The 19,972-nt window shown below is 53.7% G+C and carries 16 protein-coding genes; 3 read left to right on the forward strand and 13 right to left on the reverse strand.

Features of this window, described 5'->3' with window-relative positions; all coding sequences use genetic code 11:
• Positions 1–85 precede the first annotated feature (85 nt).
• From PEH01S_RS13515 to PEH01S_RS13555, 9 genes are all read right to left on the reverse strand, one after another.
• Positions 86–1,153 (reverse strand): glycoside hydrolase family 130 protein, encoded by a 1,068-nt coding sequence (locus PEH01S_RS13515; protein WP_025846143.1) that lies wholly within the window; start codon positions 1,151–1,153, stop codon positions 86–88.
• 21 nt (positions 1,154–1,174) lie between these two features.
• Positions 1,175–2,221: a glycoside hydrolase family protein gene (locus PEH01S_RS13520; RefSeq protein WP_127486022.1), complete on the reverse strand. Its 1,047-nt coding sequence runs from the start codon at positions 2,219–2,221 to the stop codon at positions 1,175–1,177.
• Positions 2,202–3,356, reverse strand: coding sequence for a glycosyltransferase (locus PEH01S_RS13525; RefSeq protein WP_127486024.1), 1,155 nt, complete (start codon positions 3,354–3,356; stop codon positions 2,202–2,204). The genes PEH01S_RS13520 and PEH01S_RS13525 overlap by 20 nt, the downstream gene beginning before the upstream one ends.
• Positions 3,353–4,393 carry a nucleotidyltransferase family protein gene (locus PEH01S_RS13530; RefSeq protein ID WP_127486026.1) on the reverse strand — a complete coding sequence of 347 codons (1,041 nt, stop codon included), beginning with the start codon at positions 4,391–4,393 and terminating at the stop codon, positions 3,353–3,355. The genes PEH01S_RS13525 and PEH01S_RS13530 overlap by 4 nt, the downstream gene beginning before the upstream one ends.
• A 486-nt stretch (positions 4,394–4,879) precedes the next feature.
• Positions 4,880–6,847, reverse strand: coding sequence for a hypothetical protein (locus PEH01S_RS13535; protein ID WP_025846136.1), 1,968 nt, complete (start codon positions 6,845–6,847; stop codon positions 4,880–4,882).
• A gap of 186 nt (positions 6,848–7,033) precedes the next feature.
• The gene (locus tag PEH01S_RS13540) at positions 7,034–7,393 is read right to left on the reverse strand and encodes a GIY-YIG nuclease family protein (protein WP_025846134.1); all 360 of its coding nucleotides are present in this window, start codon (positions 7,391–7,393) and stop codon (positions 7,034–7,036) included.
• Between the two features lie 28 nt (positions 7,394–7,421).
• Positions 7,422–8,381 (reverse strand): vWA domain-containing protein, encoded by a 960-nt coding sequence (locus PEH01S_RS13545; RefSeq protein ID WP_246062912.1) that lies wholly within the window; start codon positions 8,379–8,381, stop codon positions 7,422–7,424.
• A 140-nt stretch (positions 8,382–8,521) separates the two neighbouring features.
• Positions 8,522–9,643, reverse strand: coding sequence for an AAA family ATPase (locus PEH01S_RS13550; RefSeq protein ID WP_127486030.1), 1,122 nt, complete (start codon positions 9,641–9,643; stop codon positions 8,522–8,524).
• Between the two features lie 25 nt (positions 9,644–9,668).
• On the reverse strand, positions 9,669–10,148 hold the full coding sequence (locus PEH01S_RS13555; protein WP_127486032.1) for a DUF6530 family protein: 480 nt from the start codon (positions 10,146–10,148) through the stop codon (positions 9,669–9,671).
• Between the two features lie 395 nt (positions 10,149–10,543).
• Between PEH01S_RS13555 and PEH01S_RS13560 the strand changes: the two genes are divergently transcribed.
• Genes PEH01S_RS13560 through PEH01S_RS13570 form a run of 3 tightly spaced genes read left to right on the forward strand, consistent with a single transcriptional unit; the run spans position 10,544 to position 13,944 of the window.
• On the forward strand, positions 10,544–11,521 hold the full coding sequence (locus PEH01S_RS13560) for a glycoside hydrolase family 113 (protein WP_025846130.1): 978 nt from the start codon (positions 10,544–10,546) through the stop codon (positions 11,519–11,521).
• Positions 11,522–11,535: 14 nt separating this feature from the next.
• Entirely contained in the window at positions 11,536–12,750 is a 1,215-nt protein-coding gene (locus tag PEH01S_RS13565; RefSeq protein ID WP_127486034.1) for an AGE family epimerase/isomerase, read from the forward strand.
• Between the two features lie 12 nt (positions 12,751–12,762).
• On the forward strand, positions 12,763–13,944 hold the full coding sequence (locus tag PEH01S_RS13570; RefSeq protein WP_127486036.1) for a glycoside hydrolase family 130 protein: 1,182 nt from the start codon (positions 12,763–12,765) through the stop codon (positions 13,942–13,944).
• Positions 13,945–14,042: 98 nt separating this feature from the next.
• Here PEH01S_RS13570 and PEH01S_RS13575 read toward each other — a convergent pair whose 3' ends face one another.
• The 4 genes from PEH01S_RS13575 to PEH01S_RS13590 form a co-directional block, all read right to left on the reverse strand.
• Positions 14,043–15,107 (reverse strand): LacI family DNA-binding transcriptional regulator, encoded by a 1,065-nt coding sequence (locus PEH01S_RS13575; RefSeq protein WP_127486038.1) that lies wholly within the window; start codon positions 15,105–15,107, stop codon positions 14,043–14,045.
• A gap of 92 nt (positions 15,108–15,199) precedes the next feature.
• A complete protein-coding gene (locus PEH01S_RS13580) occupies positions 15,200–16,513 on the reverse strand; it encodes an ABC transporter substrate-binding protein (protein WP_127486040.1) in 1,314 nt (437 codons plus the stop codon).
• A 26-nt stretch (positions 16,514–16,539) separates the two neighbouring features.
• Positions 16,540–18,045 (reverse strand): response regulator, encoded by a 1,506-nt coding sequence (locus tag PEH01S_RS13585; RefSeq protein ID WP_127486043.1) that lies wholly within the window; start codon positions 18,043–18,045, stop codon positions 16,540–16,542.
• 12 nt (positions 18,046–18,057) lie between these two features.
• A complete protein-coding gene (locus tag PEH01S_RS13590) occupies positions 18,058–19,917 on the reverse strand; it encodes a sensor histidine kinase (protein ID WP_127486045.1) in 1,860 nt (619 codons plus the stop codon).
• Between the last annotated feature and the right edge of the window lie 55 nt (positions 19,918–19,972).

The following is a 19,972-nucleotide window of genomic DNA, read 5'->3' on the forward strand; positions in this document are numbered from 1 at the left end:
CCTAATTGCTTTGTCAATCTCGTTCAACTCAAAATAAAGGAAAGACCCTGAGGAACAATTCCCCAAGGCCTCCATTCATTCCCGTTCATTTGCCGGACAAACCTTCGCATTCCTTCATGCCCCGCATGATTTCCGCCATATCCACCTCGGCGTAGCACATGGACGTATCCGCCGCTCCGTAGTAGATCCTAACCTTGCCCTGCTCGTATAAAGCCCCGCAGCTGAAAATGACGTTCCCGAAAAATCCGTCCTTTTCGTAAGCCGTCTCCGGCTCCATCAAAGGCAGCGTGCTGCGCGCGATCACCCGCCATGGCTGATCGATATCGAGCAGCGCCGCCCCCAGGCAGTACCGGTTGTTGCGGTCGGCGCCGTGGTACAGCTCAAGCCAGCCCTGCTCCAGCTTGATGGGCACGCAGCTCGCCCCGATTCGCGTCTCGTCCCAGCAGCCGTCCCGGCAGCCCATCAAATACCGGTGGTTTCCCCAGCAGAGCAGATCGGGAGATTCCGCGATCCACATGCTCGGCTTGCCGAAGCTTGAGCTGGACGGACGGTGCAGCGCATAATATTTGCCGTTAATTTTTTGCGGGAAAATCGCGATATTTTTGCTGTCCGGCTGAAATATGACGCCTTCGCGCTGCATATAAGCAAAGTCCTTTGTCGACGCCAGACAAGTCGTAATGCCCAGATTGGATACTGCCGAGTAGTTGATGTAATACGTATCGTCGATCTGCGTGATCCGACAGTCCTCGATGCCGTAAATTTCGTACCGGTTTTCCGGGAACAAGGCGGGCCGGTCGTCGATCTTGAAATGAATGCCGTCCTTGCTCCGCGCGATACGCAAATAGGAAATCGACGTCAGTAAAGATCCGTCCGGGGTCCCGATTCCTCTGGCATCCGAGAAATCGTAGCCCGGCATCCCCTTCTCCAAACGGACGACCCCCATTTTGCCGTTCGCCATATCGTAGAAGGGGCTAAGGCTGTACTTCGGATCATGATGCACCGGCCTTTCCGCAATGCGCAGCAGCAGCAAAATTTCGTCGCCGTAGCGCATCACCCCGGCGTTAAACACGCCGATCACTTCGTAATCCTCCAGATAGGGCGGAATATCCTTCGGCTCAATAATCGGATTGCCCGGATAACGGTAAATATTCATCCGAACCTGCTCGCCTCCCGTTTAGGAATGAATATCGGCCAATTTCCGATACAAAGCTTCCGTCAATAAAAAAGCGATGGTGGATTCCGCCCCTTTATTCAGATTCGGGCCGTCCTCCCCCAATCCGTCGCAGCAAGCGCCTTCCTCCGCGTCAATCATCAAAGCACCTGCGTCGTTGTCCCCGTAAAACCAGTCCCGGCACCGCCGCGCAATGTCCGCATAACCGGAGTCCCCTGTGATTTCGTACGCTTTGGAGACGGCGAGCAGCAGCTTCATGACATCGACCGGCTGCTGATCCCATTGCGCCCGGTGCCCGGGAGCGCACCACCCCCGGTTGCCGACCGGACGGATCTGCCCGCGTTCATTTACCGACATGCGGATCAAAAAATCGAGACTTTCCTTGGCGACAGCCAGGATGTCCTCTCGCTCCATAACTTCGTAGGCGCACAGCAGTCCCCACGGAAGTACCCCGTTGCTGTAGGATAGCACCGGCTCGTACCAATGCCACCCCGGCTTCGCATGCCGCCGATAGCTGCCAAGCAGTCGGACAGCCAAGCTTTCCGCCACCGGCATCAGGCCGGGCGGACGGCCGCTGCGGATCAGGAGAGCGACCGCGGCAAGCGCATAAGCCTGCCCGCGGGGATACTGCATGCCGCTTACCCGGGGCAGCGCCTTTTCGAACAGGTCTTGCGCGGCGATAGTCCGGCTCTTGTCCTGCAGCTTGACCAGAGCCAACGCGCTGGCCCACAAGCAGCGGCCGAGGCAATCGTCCGAGGGCGTTTCGTCCTCCGGCATCCGGTCAAAGGCGATATTGTTATGAAAATGTCCGTTTTCCCGCTGCACCCACTGCAAAAAAGACAAGTACGTATCCGTCAAATCGTATAGTATCCGAGCCTCCGCGCCCTCTACCCTATCCAGCCATTCCAAACATGTCCATAGCGCCCGCGCCTGATCGTCGGTGCTGTAGCCTTCCTTGCGCCGGGGAATGATGCCGAGCGCGTGCTCCAGCATCCCGGTATCGTCCGTCAGCCGCTGCAAATGCCTAAAACTAACGGGGGACGGACTCAAGCTTTCTCACCTCGGCAAACAATTGCTCGTGCCGCCTGCCCACTTCCGGCCAATGCATGCTTTTTCCGACGCTTTCTATTTTTTTGCCCCATCCTCTCAGCAGCACGTCATTGCTCAGAAGCGAGACGATATTATCGATCCATGGTTGTTCGTCGTCATAAGGCAGCAGCAGCTCCGGATAATCCGACAACAGGTCTTGCGCGTAGCAGTAAGGCGTAGACAGCACCGGACGGCCCAGGCCGACCGCGTAGGCGAGCGTCCCGCTTGTAATCTGCTGCATCCCCGGATAAGGCGTCACATAAATGTCGCAGGCCATCAGATGCTTGACCAGATCGTGTTCCTCCATGTACCGGTCGATCATGACAACGTTCCGCTCGATGCCGCTGCGCCGGATTTGCTCCAGCAGCTCCTCCCGGTAACGCTCTCCCTCGCGCTTCTTCACCTCTGGATGCGTCTGGCCGACGATCGCATACAGGACATCCGGAATCTGCTTCACGATACCGGGAAGTGCCCTGAGCAGAAGCTCGATGCCTTTTCCCCGGCCCAAAAGCCCGAAGGTCATCAGTACCTTCCGGTTGTCCCAGCCAAGCTGGGCTCTCAGCCGGTGCCGGCTCTCGGGGTTCGGCTCGGGCGTGCCATGGGGAATAAAAAAGATTCGCTCTTTCGGAACGCCGAACGTCTCGTGCAAGTAGTCGATCGCCTTGCGGTTCATGACGATGATTTTTCTGCTTCTTTCGGCGATTTCCCGCTGGATCGGAGCGTAGGGCGGCAGCGGCTTGTCAAATACCGTATGGAACGTCGTAATCAGCGGCTTTTCCAGGTTACGGATCAGCGTTAAAATATGGCCTCCCGCTTCGCCGCCGAAGATCCCGAATTCGTGCTGCAGGGATACGACGTCAACGTCTGACTGGTTGATTTTCCGCGCCATCTTGGCATAGGCCGCCTCCTGATCGCGGGGCAGCGGCCACAATATGGGATCGTCGCTCTTGTCCCTGACGGAATCGGTAAGGACGATGACCGGGTCCTTGCCTCTCCATTCCTTAACCCCTTGAACGGCCTGTCTCAAGTGAAACGTATAGGTGGCCAGTCCGCATTTTTTAGGCACGTAGGTGCTGACATAAGCGATCTTCGTCATGCCTGCATCGCCCCCATCCGGTTCATGACCGCTTCGTGCAAAATCTGACGGGAGCCGAGCTCAAGCCCGTAGCCGAAAATGCAGTTATTCAAATGGATAGCGTCATTGATCTTGCACCGATCCCACATAATCGTTTCCGAGCAGCGCACATGACGGCCGATTTCGCAATCGTCGCCGATGACGGCAAAAGGCCCGATAATGGAGCGCTCCCCGATCTTGACGTTATTGCCGATCAGCACCGGCGGAACAAGCAGCGCACCGGGACCGACTTCGCAATCGTCGCCGAGCCATATCCCGCTGCCGTTCTCCCGGCCCGGAATCGGCAGCCGGCACGTGCGGTTCAACAGGTCCCAATGAATTTTCCGGTATCGTTCTTTGGTACCCATGTCCATCCAATAACCGGAGATGACTTGACCGTATACCCCCACCTGCTCCCGGATCAGCAGCGGGAACGTTTCACGCTCAATGGAAACCTCCCGGTCTTCGGGAATGTAACGCAGCGCTTTTTTCTCCATGACGTAGATCCCTGCATTGATCCGGCGGGACGGCGCTTCTTCCAGCCGGGGCTTTTCCACAAAGCGCAAAATGCGGCCGAGCCGGTCCTGTTCCACAACCCCGTATTGGGTAGGGTCATCCACCTCCGTTAATCCGATGGTAACCTCGCCGCCATGCTGGAGATGATATTCCAATAAAGGCAGCAGATGGACCTCGTGTACAATATCCGCATTGACCACGATAAAGCGGTCGTCGAGATAGGATTCCGCGTTTTTGATCGCCCCGGCCGTCCCTCGAAGCGTTTGTTCCACGGCATACCGGATGGAGACTCCCCATTTGCTGCCGTCGCCGAAATAGTTCCGGATATGCTCGGGATGATGCTTGACCGCCATCACGAAATCGCGGATCCCCTGATTTTTCAGATGAATGACAAGATGCTCGAGCCAAGGACGGTTCGCGACCAGAGCCATCGGCTTCGGCAAATGCTCCGTGAGCGGTCTTAGCCTTGTTCCGAGTCCTCCTGCGAGCAGTAATGCGTTCATTGCGACATCTCCCTCCAAGATAAAAATAAAAAAGAAGCATTGTTCTAACCGGGGACCTTCACGCCTTTCGGCCAAACATTTCGTAATACGCGCCCCCTGAAGCAACCACGCATTGCGGAATTATTTGTGGACAAGGCAGCCTTCGCCGCTTCGCCCAGTAAAAATCTTTAGTCGGAAAAATCCTTCTGTGTTTTGTTCTTATCAAGAATGAAGAGTTGTTGCCGGCAACTGTTAGCACTCATGAATGACAAGTGCTAATAACAGTGTATTATTGCCTGCGCCCGTTTTTCAATCTCAATCCTCGTTCAATATCGCCCAAAGCGCGCAAAAAAATCGGTTTACGGCCTTTCATTTGGATGATTGCACCATATTTCTCGGCTTTTCTCCAAATTTTGCAGCCCGTATCGAGGAATGGACCGCCGGGGGAAGCAGCGCTCCAGTCCAAGCGATCCAACGAATAGACGCAGCACAACGTGATGTCAAAAGTCATACATTTTGTTTTCGCTTAATCAATTCTCGATTTTCCCATAGAAGCGTGCGCAAATTTGACTTGGAGCCTTGAATAACAAAATGCGGAATTCGTCTATGCTTTGCAATTTCAACGCAGCTCCAGGTAGCTCGATGCGATGTCGCGGTCAGCAGGAAAAATAAGGCGTTGGCTTTGCTTAAATCCGAGTGAATTCGTTCCGGGGCATCGCCGCTATCATGTATGAGTGTTGCGCCTGTCTCCGCTACTACTCCCTCGAACCATTTCCGCATACCGCCGACAATGACCACTTTACAATCATCTAAGAACGGGTCCGGCTTCGCCTTTTTAGCCTGCCCCCTGAGTAAAGACGGCTTATAGGTTTTCAATTCTTGCTCGGCTGCAGTCTGCTTGGTTTTGCGGTATAAACGGGAGATTCGGGCAAATCGCCCTTCGTCAGCAATATTGAACAGACATGGATCTCCGTCGTTGGGCTGCTGTATCTCAATATCCCGTTGATGCAGCGGATACCGGTTTTGGGAATTGTTCATGTCGACAACGTACCATGTGAAGTGAGCTCCCAGCTCGATATATCCGAAAAATTGGCGGACCGGCGCATAAGTATCGTCTCCTTGGAGCAAGAGTTCGATGTCATAGAGCGTCATTCCGTTTTGTTGCTTGCCTGGCGAGCATTGTACTTCGGCTTCATGCTCCAGCCCGTACTGATGAACCATCGATTCCGTAACGTTAAACGTTTTTCCGTCCTCCAGCACAATGTAACCGCCATGATCGCGACGGTAGAACGTACCGACATAAGATTCGGATTCCCGGCTCGCCTCCGGTACGCTTGAATCTGACGCAAGCGAATGATCGCTTGTCTGCACATGACTTGTAGAACGCGCCTGCCCATGTTCTTGCTGAAACTGTTCCAAAAGATCGATTAAGTCAAAAATTTTCCTTATCCGGGCGCGAAGAACAGGCGCATTCTCCGGATCGCTTTGCCGAAGCTCCTGATAAAGCTTGTCCGACTCCGGTAGCAAGGAATGTAAAAGAAGACCGATCAGATCGCAGGTGCTGCTCTGTTCTTTCCTCTCAAGCCGCTTTTTCCATTTCTCCAACTCATGCTCCGCTTTTGCCGCATTGGATTTCATTTCCTCGACTTTCCATTCGGCATCCTTAAGCTGGTTCAGCAGCTCGTTTTTTTCCTTATTCAGACGATACAGCCGAGCTTCCAGCTGATTCCGGGAGACTTCCGCTTCCGCTTTTTGCTTCACCGCTTCTTCTTTCAAAATCAGCAGCTCCGCCGATAATTGTTTCTTTTCTCTTTCGAATTGCTCCAACTTTTTCGTTTGGATTCCAAGTTCCTTTCGCAGCTGCCCGGCTTCCTTTTCCCTCGTCTGGCGTAAGGCAAACTCTTTCTTCAGCTTGTCTTCCAAAGCAGTAAGCTTTGCGTCGCTTATGCGGTCCTCTTGTATGCTCTTCGCTTCCGGAGCCTTTCCTTGCAAACCCTCCTCAAACTCTCGTATGGCCTCTTCCCATAATGTTCCTGCTGCCGCGCGGCCGGGATGAAGCCGGAGAGCCCAATAAAAATGCCATTGCCCGAATCTTGAGATGTTGTCCTCTTTCGCAGCCAGAAATGTTTCCAGGGAGCCCGGGGATTCGTTTTTCAATAAATCCAGCACGGCGTATAAGATAACCCAATAAAGTCGTTCTCTATCGGTTAAGAGATAATGTTTTTGCAGTTGGAGGAGTAATTTATGAAAGAGTGCATCAGGAAACTTCTTATGTCTGGAAAAAACAATGGGGAGATTTAGGAAATGGGCTATTGCTCGTTTTTGTTGAACGGATAGTTCATGAATTAAAAATTTAAACTTATCGACCGGAAAAGGATGAAGGCTTTCTTCCTTTATCGCTTGTAAAAAAGTCGGCTGTTCCGCATATCCCTCCGTTAAGGAGCTAATTTGATGGACTTCGGCCTTTTCGCTCATGAAACATCCCCCTTTTCATGAATAAAATTCCATTATTTAGGGTTCGATGTTCTATGGCAAATTCCCTCTTATTTTGTATGAAATAACTAAATAAATGCTTGAATCGTAAAAAAAAGGAGCTGCTTTTGAGCAGTTCCTTACCAGGTCTCCCCCTTATCGGTACAACTTCTGCGTCTCTGCTATCCGTCACTGCTTTGGCGGCTTGTTATAGCCTCGTTCCCCATAGGGCTGCAATTTCTCAAGCCACGGCTTTTCCATCATTTTGAGCTCCCACTTCATATCCGTCACATCGTCCGTCTTCTTTTCCTCCAGCACCTCATAGGTGAACGCTTCGGCTCCGAACTCCTTCCAATCCTTTTGCAGCTCTAAATTGGCGAATCTCCCCATATCGAGCTGCATCTTGATGGTCAACCATTTGTTTTTCAGATTCGGGTAGCTGTCCACGAAAATTTTGCCGTTGGCTTTGTTGGCGATTTGGATGACGCCCATGTAAGTTTTAATCTGCTTAAATTCCTCCAGCAGCTCCTTGCGCTTGCTCTTATCCATGTTTTTTGTCTCCTTCCGGGCCCGTTCCTCATAAATACCGGGTGATAATCCGAACCAGCTTGGCCGGCAATTCAGTTAAATTCGTAATATCCAGGAATCGCTCGTTCCCGTAGATTTGATTAATGACGTCCTTGTCTTGGCCGATCGCGGCTGCAAGAAATGTAATTCCTTTCCGTTCATATTCGGCAATCGTCTGCTGCATGTCTTGAACGGCATAGGCTCCGGCATAATCCTCCATGGCTTTCGGCTGCCCGTCGCTGATGCTGATCAAAAGCTTCGTCTTTTGCGGCGTGACTGCCAGCCGTTCCGCAATAATTCTTAAAGCCATGCCGTCGCGATTGTTGCTTCTGGCCCGAATTCCCGTCAGTCGGAAACGGTCATTGGCATCGGTTCGGTCAAAATCGGTATAGGCATAAACCGACATTTGCTCCAGCCTGGAAACATCCGCCGTATCCCCATAGATCAAAACGGGGATATGACACAGCTGACAAAATTCGTAGACGGCGATTACTGCGCGCTTGGCCGCTTCCAATCTGCCGAAAGCCGTCATCGATGCCGATTCGTCCACCCTCAGACCGACCACAAGCGAAGGCGATTCTGCCGGCGGACGCTTCTTGGCAAAGTATCTGAAATCCCGGTAGGCGACGCTGTCCGCTTGAAATTTGCTGCCATAGTAATGATTCCTGGCAAATTCAAACGAGGCCTCGTGCTCCAGCAGCGGAAGCGTCTTTCTTGCGATCTCCCGCACGACAGGCATCAGCCCCCTGCTCAGGCGCACATATTCCTGCTGGCTTGCCTGATCGTAATCGGGCCGGTGAACGACGAGCTTGACTTTATGATGGATGGAACCGGACACGACTTCCCTTGCGTCCCGATTCAGCTTTTTGCGGAAATCGCGCTCCTGCCGCTTCGCCTCCTCCGACACGGGTTCAGGGTCGGCCGGATGGTAGGCCGGAGCGCTGCTCTCGCCCAAGTCCGGACTTTCCATTCCGGCGTCATCCTCGGAGCCATCGGAATCATCGGCGCGATCGGATGAGCTTTCGTCGCTGTCCGCGCTTTTTTTCAACGCGACCGCGTCATCATCCGCAGGCTGCTCGGAATCAAGTTCGACGCTGCCGACCTCGCCCGTTATCTTGATCTCCAGAGCTTCAGAGTCCCGTTTTTTTTTACTTGAGCCTCAACCTCCTCCAAGCTGGCCGTCAAGCCATGGCTTGCGAGCGCATCTTCCAACAGCTTGATTTCCTCGGAATCGGTTGTGATCTTGTAGATGACTTTATGATAAAGGGATTGTTTCACGGAAGCCCCATCGGCAACCGCATCGGCCCAGTAGAAATAGGAACGCATACCGGCCACCCCTTTAATCGCATTGGCGCGGGCGGTTTTGTCCAAAATAATAATGGTGTCTGCCAAAACGTCCAGTACGCGTTCATTCCTGTAACCGGTTTTGGCCATGGCGCGTTCCAGCATCACTTCTTTCGTCGGCAGATCCATCTTTTCCGAGTGCTGAACTCTGTCGCGCAATGCTTCGTTTAACGGCCTGGCCCCCGCGTAGCTGCGGTTCGTGGTGATGACCGCGATGAAATCCGGATGTCTGCGCACGATTTCCGTGGGAAGATTAATGCTGCCATCCAGCTCCAAAGCGGAATTGAGCGCCATTAACACCGCGGCATCCCGAATGACGTTCGGCTCTTGGATTTCCAGAAGATAACCGTTTTGATAAGCTCTGACAATCTCGGAAGGATAGAATCGATACTCTACCGCTTCGCCCTCGGTGTTCTCCGCAGCCAGCTTCAGCAGCTGCTTCATCTTGAAAGCCGCCTGCTCCGGGGCGATTCCTAGAACGTCGGTCAAAATTCCGGCGGCGCTTTGAAACGCGTCGCTCTCGTATAGCGCCTTGAGCGCCGTCCGGTCCGCCGGCTCCAGCTTCTCCAGCCGCTCCGAGGAAATCACGGGCAGAATCGCGCCGATAATGTCCGATTTATCCATATCCGCAAAGCAGGTGACCTTCGTATACGGAAGCCCGAAATTCGCCGACAATGCCTTGGCAACCTGCGTTTTGCCCGAGCCTGCGTCGCCCTCCAACAAAATGTTGGCGATTTTCATCTCGCCCCGGTTCCAGTTGCGCTTGACTTCGGCACAGATGCGCCGTTCTTCTTCGCTGGCCTTATGCGTCGGCGGCTTTTTCCAGACAAGCGCTTTTTCCGCATCGGTCAGTTGTCTTGCAGGAGACAATACATAGTCCTGATTCATTCCTGACCACTTCCCCTAATTCAAGTTAATACCCCATATCCTTCAAAATTCTGGATAACGTGCGCAGCCGTTCCCCGATCAGCTCGTCGTCATCGCTCAGCGCCTGATAGAACAGCTTGATATCCTCGTTGATTCGCTCGTTGTCCGTACATATGGCCACGGTCATGGCATCCCCCTGGAGACCGACCCGGTCGATCACCGGCTCCTGCGGATCATACAGATGCTCATAGCGGTAAGCTTCGCGAAAATGCGCCATCGCCCGGCAAATCAGAATGGACAAATCCAGGACACGGTGGAGCGGCAGCTCTTCCGATTGCCGGGACCATTTTTCCCCCGTGTACCGCCATACCTTGGCCGAAATATCGATTTTGCCCCTGTCATTCCATTGAGCCAATCCCAAGGAAAGCCCCTTGGCATCCGTATTGCGGGCGAACCGGCCGTCAACCTGCTCATAATTTTCGGAAACGACAACGGGCTTATGCTTTAACGTCGTCGGTATTTTCATGTGATACCCCTCTTTCCATTTACTAAATCACCAAATTACTAATTTACTAAATTACTAAATCGCAACTTCATTGTATCCTTCACTTCACCGAAAGTCAATCCGTTGGTTGACTTCCGTTATAGCGGGAAAGATTTTTTTGCCGACAGGCAGGCTGTACAATCGGAACAGGCAGCCAAACGATTGGCAGGAATCCATTCTATTTTGTTAGCACCGTTCATCGATTTTCTACAATTTTGTTAGGCATACACAAATCATATTTAATTGATTCAGATAAAATAAAGCCAGAATAATGAAAAAATCCTGCATCATTTTTGTTATTTTAGTTATTGTATTGTTAGCAAAAGCTTGCTATATTTATCTCATTGCGATTTCTATCTCCATTTTGAGGTGAGCCTATGAACGAGACACAACACTACGTGGCAGGAATGACTTGGGGGTGGACAGGAGTCCGGGGCGAATGGGCGAGCGAGCGGGCCGGGCATTCCCTGAAGGAAATGAAAGAGAAGCTTCATGTGAACTGGGTTACTGTAGCTTTCGCGGCCCATCAGGATCATCCCCAGTCTACCGTCATCTCCTTTGAAGAAGCGCCGACCGTTACCGACGATGAAGTCCGCTGGGCGATCGGCCGATCCAAGGAGCTGGGACTGAAGGTATGTCTTAAGCCTGTCGTCAACTGCAAGGATGGCACCTGGAGAGCTCACATCAATTTTTTTGACATGGATGTGCCTTGCGAGCCGAAGTGGTCCGATTGGTTCGCTGCGTATACCCGCTTCATTCTCCATTATGCGCAAATCGCCGAAGAAACCGGCTGCGAATTATTTTGCATCGGCTGCGAGATGGTCCAGACCGACCGCCGCGAGCGGGAATGGCGGCAGCTGATCGCGGAAGTCCGGAAGGTCTATTCCGGGCCGATTACGTATAACTGCGACAAATACCAGGAAGATCACGTCTCCTGGTGGGATGCCGTCGACATCATTTCCTCCAGCGGCTATTATCCGATCGGCGAATGGGAGCGGCAGCTCGACCGCATCGAAACCGTCGTGCGGCGGCACGGGAAGCCGTTCTTTTTCATGGAAGCCGGGTGCCCGAGCCGGGAGGGCTCGCAGTTTCTGCCGAACGATTGGGGGCTGCAAGGCTCTCCTAGCGAAGAGGTTCAGGAGCGGTACTATGAAGCGATGTTCGAAGCCTGCGAGAAGCGCGGCTGGGTGGGAGGCTTCATGCTGTGGGATTGGCCGGCGCACCTTTACGACCGGGGCTCCGCAGCCTTGAATGACGACTACTGCATGTACGGCAAACGCGCCGAGCAGACCGTCAGGCGGTATTACAAGAACAAACAAACGTTAGCCTCTGCCGATGCTTTAAACGACGAATAGAAAGGTGAATGCTCATGCGGCTCAGCGAACTTCGAAATTCCTGGCTCCCCGAAGTGGAAAAGGAAGTTAAGGATAACATTCTCGCCTTCTGGTTAAAGCATTCCTTCGACGCCAAGAACGGAGGCTTCCTGGGGGAAATCAGCAGCGATCTTACCCCTCTGGAAGAGGCAGAGAAAAGTCTTGTGCTCAACGCCCGTATCCTGTGGACGTTTTCCTCCGCTTACCGAATCTTTCAAGCTCCCGCTTATCTGGAAGCGGCCCGCCGGGCCTATTCCTACCTCAACGACCGCTTTACGGACCGCGAGCACGGCGGGTTGTTCTGGACGGTCGACGCCAAGGGCCGGCCTGCCCAGACGAAAAAACAGGTGTACGGTCAGGCGTTCGCCATCTACGCTTATGCGGAATATTACCGCGCGACGGCCGTGCCGGACGCTTTGGAACGGGCCGTGAAGCTGTTCCATCTGCTGGAGAAGCACAGCTTTGATCCCGTGTTCCAGGGCTATGTGGAAGCTTTATCGCGCACCTGGGAAAATACCGATGACCTCAGCCTGAGCGGCAAGGATCTGAACGAAAAAAAATCCATGAACACGCATCTTCATGTCATGGAGGCCTATACGAATCTTTACCGGGTGTATCCGAGCGAGGAACTGGCCCGGCAGCTGAAGGCGCTGATCGAAGTGACTCTGGAGCATATCGTCGATCAGAAAACCGCCCATTTTCTGCTGTTTTTCGACGAAGCCTGGCGCTCCAAATGCGGTCACGTCTCCTACGGTCACGATATCGAGGGAAGCTGGCTGCTGGTGGAGGCCGCCGAGGTATTGGGCGATGCCGTGCTGCTCGAACAGGTGAAAGCCATCGCCGTTCGCATGGCGGAAGCGACGTACCGCGAAGGCATCGACACGGATGGCGGGCTCTGGAACGAAGCCGATGCCCAAGGGAACCTGCTTGATTCAAATAAAGACTGGTGGCCTCAAGCCGAGTCCGTCGTCGGCTTCTTCAACGCCTACCAGTTGACCGGCGAGGAGAAATACTTGAACGCTTCTCTGGCCTCCTGGACGTTCATCGAGCATTATATGGTGGACCGGCGGCATGGAGAATGGTATTGGGGGGTCACCCGGGACCGCAGACCGATAGTCGAGCAGCCCAAGGTTGGCGCCTGGAAATGTCCTTATCACAACGCCCGGGCCTGCTTTGAAATCATCGAACGCTTTAACGATATCCATAAATGAGGAGGATCACCCATGAATTCGCTTTTTGAGCAGAGAAAACAGGCGCTTGAGCGCGAGTATGAAGCTTTAATTCACCGCAAGAACGAGAAGCTGGCGCCGGGCAACGGGATCTATGACCGCTATCGGTATCCGGTCCTGACCGCCGGGCATGCGCCGCTGATCTGGAAGTACGATTTCAACCCCGGGACGAATCCGTATTTTATGGAGCGTCTCGGCGTCAACGCCGTATTCAATCCGGGGGCGATCGAGCTGGACGGCCGTTTCTATCTGGTAGCCCGCGTGGAAGGCGCAGACCGTAAGTCGTTCTTCGCTGTTGCCGAAAGCGAAAGCGGGACGGAGGGCTTTCGCTTCTGGGACCGCCCTGTCGTCCTGCCGGAAACCGAAGATCCCGATATCAACGTATACGACATGCGTTTGGTGAAGCATGAAGACGGCTGGATTTACGGCCTCTTCTGCACGGAGCGCAAAGATCCGGCTGCGCCTGCGGGCGATCTGTCCAGCGCCGTCGCCCAGTGCGGAATCGCGCGGACGAAGGATCTCCGTTCGTGGGAGCGCCTCGCCGATCTTAAAACCAAATCCAATCAGCAGCGCAACGTTGTGCTCCATCCCGAATTTATCGATGGCCAGTATGCATTCTACACCCGTCCACAAGACGGCTTCATCGATACGGGTTCCGGCGGCGGAATCGGTTGGGGCCTGTCCGCGTCGATAGAACAGGCCGTCATTGAGAACGAAGTAATCATTGACCGGCGCCACTACCATACGATCAAGGAAGTCAAGAACGGCCAAGGTCCGGCTCCTATCAAGACGCCGAAGGGCTGGCTGCATATCGCTCATGGCGTGCGTGGAACGGCTGCCGGTCTTCGTTATGTGCTGTACGCTTTCCTGACCGACCTGAACGAGCCGCATAAGGTCACGCACAGCCCGGGCGGCCACTTGATCGCTCCCGAGGGCGAGGAACGGATCGGCGATGTGTCCAACGTGGTATTCAGCAACGGGGTTATCGCACGCGATAACGGAGACGTCTACCTCTATTACGCCTCCTCGGATACCCGCTGCCATGTCGCTACCACCACGGTGGACCAACTGCTCGATTATGTGCTTCATACCCCGGAAGATCCGCTTCGTTCCTATGCTTGCGTGGCGCAGCGGATGGCACTCATCGATAACAATTTGCAGCTAATGAATGGATAGGACCCGCTGCGGACATGAATCCATTCGAATCGCATTCCGTGCAATACGAAGAACCCTTTGGCACCTATCCAAAGGGTTCTCAATGCTTTATCCACATATCAGGCGTTGTCCGTCTTAACCGCCCCTGCCGTAGATTCCCGAAACATCACTTCACCCGATAGCAGAAGCTTCTCGATAACGTCCTCATTTCTGGAAACCCGTTCGAACAGCTTCTCCACGGCTCTTGCCCCCATCAGCTCCTTCGGCACGTTCACGGTAGTCAAAGAAGGAGTGGTCCGATAGGAATTTTCAATATTATCGAAGCCGCTTACCGACACGTCCTCAGGCACCTTGTACTCCATTTGCTGCAGTACTTGGATCGTATCCAGCGCAATGGTATCGTTCGCGCAGACAAAAGCCGTGGGCATGGCCTTCCGCCGGCGCAAACTTTCGAACGCTTCCCGGATCTGTTCGCCAAACACTTCGTACCCCTCCAGCCGGATCAGCAGCGAAGCGGAAGTATCGGACACGAGCCCCTGCTCCTCCACCGCGCTGCGAAATCCGGTCCAGCGGTCGTAGAAGCTGCGGGAGTAGCGCGGATCCCCAACGAACATCAAACGGCTGTGGCCAATGCCGATCAAATGATTCGTCAGACGATGCATCGAATCGTAATTGTTAACAAAGACCGTGTCCGAGGGAATTAAGCCATCCTCGTGATCCACGAGTACAAATGGAACATGAAGACGTCGAACCTCCAGAAGAACGGAGCTCGATATCTCTCCGACCCCGATCAATCCAAGAATACCGTTTGGATTCAATGCCTGCAAAAGATGATCCGCACTCTGTTCCATCACGATCATCATGCCGAGACCGGCGGCCTCCAATCTGGCCTTGATCCCGTCCAGAATCCGTCCCCAGTAAAGGGATTCCTTCGTTTGAAAGCGGACATTGGGCATAAGCACCAGCACGGACTGCTTGGAGGCGCCTTCGGGTGAAGCATCCGACAGCTTCGGAGGAAGGTAGGGCTTCGTATTGGCAAAATAGCCAAGCTGCGCTGCCGCTTTAATAACCTTCTCTTTCGTAGACTCGCTTACGCCGCCTTTACCTGACAGCGCTTTGGACACAACAAATTTGGAAACCCCCATATAATCCGCAATTTGCTGCATGGTTACTTTCTTCGCCATTCCTCTGCACCAACCTAATTTCTATGATCATACCTCCCATTATAACACGGTTAGCGTCTTTCCCCTAACAAAAATACATTTTGATCGTCTTGTTACATTCTGCGCGCACGGCTCTCCATGGCGCGGGCCCGGTTCGCCTTCCAGCTGGCATTCAGCTCGCCGAATGCCGCCGGCAACCGCTCCGCGACAGCCGCGCGTTGCAGGTATGCTCCCCTATAGAAATCGATCTTCGCCTTGTTGCCGATCTCATACCACAGCGACGAGGATGGGGAATTTTCGATTATGGAAGGCCGGGATGAGAAAAACTCTTCCAATTGCGGAAGCCGAGGAACCTTCTTTTTCTGGGGCGGTATGAATCCGGACCGTTCCGCATAGTCGGATTCCTCGATCAGGAATCGGATCCAAGCCTTGGCCGTCTCCTTGTTTTTGCTGTTTTTGCTTACGGCATAAAACCAGTCCGTATTCATTAGCACATGATAGGAGCCGCTGTTATCGTAAGGAAACGGGATGTACCCGACATCTTGCGGCAAGGCGCCTGCCTGCTCCAGCTGCCTTATCATCCAGTTCCCCATAAAAAACATGCCTGCGTTCCCCTGAGCGAATTCACTTTTGGACACCTCCCACAGGTTCGTCTGCAGGTCGGCCTCCACATAACCCTTCCGCATCAGCGTCTGAAGAATCGTAAGCGACCGCCCGAACTCGTTGTCCATTCGGAACGGCTCGTCGGTTTCGGTCATGGAATTCAAATAATTGCCTTTACCGCTCATCATCGTGGCGAGCACTTCGCCCCACTGCTTCAGCGGCCACTGCGCGCCATAATTGATGTAAAAGGGCGTGATTCCGGCCTTCTTCAGCTTCTCGCAAGCCTCGTATAATTCATCAAGCGTTCTTGGAACCGATGCGATCCCCGCTTTGGCGAAAGCTTTCTTATTGTAGATGATCCCCTCGGTGGATACGCCGGAAACAATTCCGTATACATTGCCGAGGTGAGACTTATAGTCTTTGAAATAAAGGTCTCCGAGCTGGTCTGCCGTGTCATTCAGCTTCTCAAAAAAATCTCCCAAGTGCTCCTGCGCGATATTCCCCGGAATGAGCAGCACATCCCCGGCATCCCCGGTCGTCAGACGGAAGCGAATATCGCTCTCATAATCGACGATCGGTTCAAACACAACCTCCTGCACCTCGGGATGCCTGTCCCGGAACGCTTGGGCATATCTGTCGAACGTCCCGTCTTCCACGAGGTCCACGCGATGGGTCGATACCGTTAACCGGCCGTTCGCCTTGGCGGAATCGGCAGTTTTGCCAGGGTCAGGAGCCGGCCGGATGGATGGCTGCCCGATGTCGCCCGCATTCGTACAGGCGGAAATCAGCAGCAGGATAATCAACAGGAGCAATCCCCTTCGCATATACGGTCTGCCGCCCCCATTTCTTTTTATCTCACGATATCCCTGTATTCTTTCGGCGTGAAGCCTACGGTCTTCTTGAAGATTTTGTTAAAATAAGCCGGGTCGGGATACCCTACCCGTTCGCCGATTTCGTAAGTTTTAAGCTCGGCATGCTCTTTCAGCAGCTCCTTCGCCTTCTGAATCCGGATGCCGATCATAAATTCGGTCAGTGTCTGCCCGGTTTCCGCTTTGAACAGCTTGCTCAGATAGTTCGGGGTGAGGTATACCTCTGCTGCGAGGGACTGCAAATCGATGTCCCTTTGAAAGCCTTCCGCAAGAATCTTCTTCACTTGGCCAATCACCCGGTTCTCCCGGCTGCTGCGCCGCTCCCGGCACCCCCTGAGCAGTTCGGTTATGCTCCGAATCCATTGGGTTCCGATTTGTTCGAACCGCATGGCGTTCTCGATCAGAGATTCCATCTTCAGCGAGCCGCCGTAATGATCCTCGATGACTTCGACAAACTCGGGAATATCCTGCCGCAGCAGGAAGACCGTCTGCTCGAAGAGTTCGAGCAGCTGCCGCTTCTCCGGCCGAAGCTCTGCCAGCCGAAGCACGAACTTCTGCAGCACCTCCCGAATGCCGGCCTCATCCAGTATTTCAAGGAAGGGCTTCAGCTCTTTCTCAAGCTTGGCGAACTGCCCGTGCAGCGAGGCTGCGGGGATTTCCTCCACCATCGCGGTCAGCACCCGTCCGGTTCCATACATCGCGTAGTGACTGGCCCGGAGCGCTTCGCGGAAAGCCTCGCTCCACTGGTGCGGACCTCGGACAACCGGTCCGATCCCAACGGACAAGCATCCCTTTTGCCCCGTCGTACAAGAGAGGGCCAGCCGCGTGGCAAGGTCGGCCGTTCCCTGCGGATACGACCGGAAATCAGCCGCGACCAGAAGGCACATCATATGCCCGGTTATTGGAATCGCCTCCAGGAAAGCGGCGCCGGCCACCTCGGCGATCCGTGCCCGGAGAGCTCCCTCTTCGATCGGCTCTTCCCCCCGGATCACGAGGCAAGCCGCTTCTCCTTCCCAGGGCGGCTCCGGCATCTCGCCGGCAGGCTCTACCTCCCTTCCCTCCAGCTTCGCCCGAATCCAGTCGGTCTGCCTTGCCCGCCCCTCGACACGCCGTCTCTCCGTCTCACCGTGCAGCCGCCTCAGCAGAGCAAAGAGCTCCTGCTTATTAACCGGCTTCAACAGATAGTCCACCACGCCGAATTTCAGCGCTTTGCGGGCATATTCAAACTCGCTATAGCCGCTCAAAATCACACAGGGCACTCCGGGCTTCCGCTCCCGGAGCTTATCGATGAGCTCGAGCCCATCCATTGCAGGCATTTGGATATCGGTAATAATCATATCGACTTCCTTGCCGGGCAGGGCGTTCAGGATCTCCAAACCGTTCGCGTAGGAACCGACAATCTCGTAATCCTCGCTTTCCTTTTGAATGATTTTCTCCAGTCCGAGCCGAATGCGTTCCTCATCGTCCGCTATCATAATACGCAGCACGCTTCTCCACTCCTATTCCGTTGAACGGTGCAGTCTTACATGAACTTCCGTCCCCTTGCCCTCGACGCTGTATACCTCCAACCCGTACGACTCGCCATAATACAGCTTCAGCCGCTCGTTCACATTGCGCAGACCGATACTTCTCTTATCTTTTGGGCTCCCCTCTGCCGAAGACAAGGTCCGGCGCAGCTTCTCCAGCGTCTCCGGGTTCATGCCGGTTCCGTTATCTTGAATGACCATAACCACATCTTCGCCGCTCTTGGCGAAAGATACGGAGACGATCATCTTCCGGGAGGGGTTCATCCCATGAAGGATGGCGTTCTCCACAATCGGCTGCACGGTCAGTTTCAGCATCCGAAGCGTTTCGAATTTCTCGTACGGTTCAATCGTCAATTGGAAGCGGCCCGGATACCTGAATTCCTGAAGCTTCATATAATTACGCAGATGTTCAAGCTCGTCTTCCATCTGCACGAATTCCTTCTTATCGGTAATGCTGTAGCGCAGCAGCTTCCCCAAAATTTCCGTCATATCGGCCACTTCGTCATCGTCATTAAATTCTGCCGTCATGCGGATGGATTCCAGCGTGTTGTAGATAAAATGCGGGTTGATCTGCGACTGCAATGCGTGCAGCTCGGCCTCCTTCTTTCTCTCGCCGATCCGGGTGTTCTCCTCGATAAGATGCCGGATTCTGTCGATCATCCGGTTGAACTGATTGCCAAGCCGGCCCGCCTCATCCTGGGACGTAACCGGGAAGCGGACATCCAGGTTGCCCTGCTGAACGTTTTTCATAAGAACGACCAGCTTCCTTAATGAGCGGGTCAAAGCGAAGGAGAGGAAGATCGATATCGCGAGCGCCAGACCGATTGTAAGCAAAGTCGCGAACAAGGTAAACTCCCGCGTTCTTTCAACTCCTTGGGTCAACTGATCCAAGGGGACCGTGATCACCACTCGCCATCCGGACCGCTCCGATATGGAGTAAACAACCAGTGAATCCCCGCCCTCTACCTGCTCCAAGAAGCTTCCTTGAGACTCCCGGCCGCGCTGCAGCCAGTGGCCCTCCTCGATCTTCCGCGTCATGAAAGCGCGGTCGCTATCGTAGATGACGATATCTTCATTATTGATAATAAACGTCTTTCCCCGGGTCACCGCATCCATATCTTTAACCAGACGTTCAAAGGAAGCCATATTTGCATCCACGACAACCAAACCGATCGGTTCGTAAGCGTTGTTGAACACTTCACGGACAACCGAGAACAGATAGTTGCGCCGATTCGTGTTGTTGATCACTTCCTCCGTAGGGATTAAAGCCGGAAGCCCCTTGTCCCGCTCCACCGCCCGTTTCCAGACCGCATACCGCTTGTTGATATCCTGACGCACCCCGCTCTTGTAGCGGTAATACGCATTGCCGTATTGATCGAATAAATACACGGAAGTCGTATCTTCCTTAATATTGTTCAGGAAATTGATGCTGGATTCGATGCGCTGCCGAATGTCCAAGGAAGACGGCGTAAGAGAAGGGGAAGGCGACGCGATCTTCGCCGATTCGTCCCTCAGACTCTCATAATACCGGTTGGAGAGCTCCAAATTTTCTTTGATCTCCTCCACATACGCCGGAATCGTCGAAAGCTTCTCCATATCCTGAATGTATTCGTCGAGCCGGTTGGCCATTTCTTTGGAGACCTGTTGGACATAAGCGGCCGTATGATCCTGTACCGAGTCCCGATAGGTCCGATACGAGTAATAACTGAGCAGCGAGATCGGAATGATAAGCAGACTGACAAAAACAATAATGAGCTTCCATTCCATCCGAAGCTGAGCCAACTGCACCATGCTCCCCAGCCGGGGAAAAAGATGTCGAATTCGTTTTTGCATCCCGGTTCTCCTTACCGCATACCGCATAAGACGGCCAAACTTGTTGCTGCTTCCG

The sequence above is a fragment of the Paenibacillus ehimensis NBRC 15659 genome, assembly GCF_004000785.1.
Lineage (GTDB): Bacteria > Bacillota > Bacilli > Paenibacillales > NBRC-103111 > Paenibacillus_G > Paenibacillus_G ehimensis.

Coding starts and splice junctions, on each gene's coding strand:
- PEH01S_RS13590 (WP_127486045.1), bottom strand. CDS start 19,917: ATGCAAAAACGAATTCGACATCTTTTTCCCCGGCTGGGGAGCATGGTG.
- PEH01S_RS13550 (WP_127486030.1), bottom strand. CDS start 9,643: ATGAATCAGGACTATGTATTGTCTCCTGCAAGACAACTGACCGATGCG.
- PEH01S_RS13530 (WP_127486026.1), bottom strand. CDS start 4,393: ATGAACGCATTACTGCTCGCAGGAGGACTCGGAACAAGGCTAAGACCG.
- PEH01S_RS13525 (WP_127486024.1), bottom strand. CDS start 3,356: ATGACGAAGATCGCTTATGTCAGCACCTACGTGCCTAAAAAATGCGGA.
- PEH01S_RS13580 (WP_127486040.1), bottom strand. CDS start 16,513: ATGCGAAGGGGATTGCTCCTGTTGATTATCCTGCTGCTGATTTCCGCC.
- PEH01S_RS13570 (WP_127486036.1), top strand. CDS start 12,763: ATGAATTCGCTTTTTGAGCAGAGAAAACAGGCGCTTGAGCGCGAGTAT.
- PEH01S_RS13560 (WP_025846130.1), top strand. CDS start 10,544: ATGAACGAGACACAACACTACGTGGCAGGAATGACTTGGGGGTGGACA.
- PEH01S_RS13565 (WP_127486034.1), top strand. CDS start 11,536: ATGCGGCTCAGCGAACTTCGAAATTCCTGGCTCCCCGAAGTGGAAAAG.
- PEH01S_RS13575 (WP_127486038.1), bottom strand. CDS start 15,107: ATGGCGAAGAAAGTAACCATGCAGCAAATTGCGGATTATATGGGGGTT.
- PEH01S_RS13545 (WP_246062912.1), bottom strand. CDS start 8,381: ATGGAAAGTCCGGACTTGGGCGAGAGCAGCGCTCCGGCCTACCATCCG.
- PEH01S_RS13555 (WP_127486032.1), bottom strand. CDS start 10,148: ATGAAAATACCGACGACGTTAAAGCATAAGCCCGTTGTCGTTTCCGAA.
- PEH01S_RS13515 (WP_025846143.1), bottom strand. CDS start 1,153: ATGAATATTTACCGTTATCCGGGCAATCCGATTATTGAGCCGAAGGAT.
- PEH01S_RS13535 (WP_025846136.1), bottom strand. CDS start 6,847: ATGAGCGAAAAGGCCGAAGTCCATCAAATTAGCTCCTTAACGGAGGGA.
- PEH01S_RS13540 (WP_025846134.1), bottom strand. CDS start 7,393: ATGGATAAGAGCAAGCGCAAGGAGCTGCTGGAGGAATTTAAGCAGATT.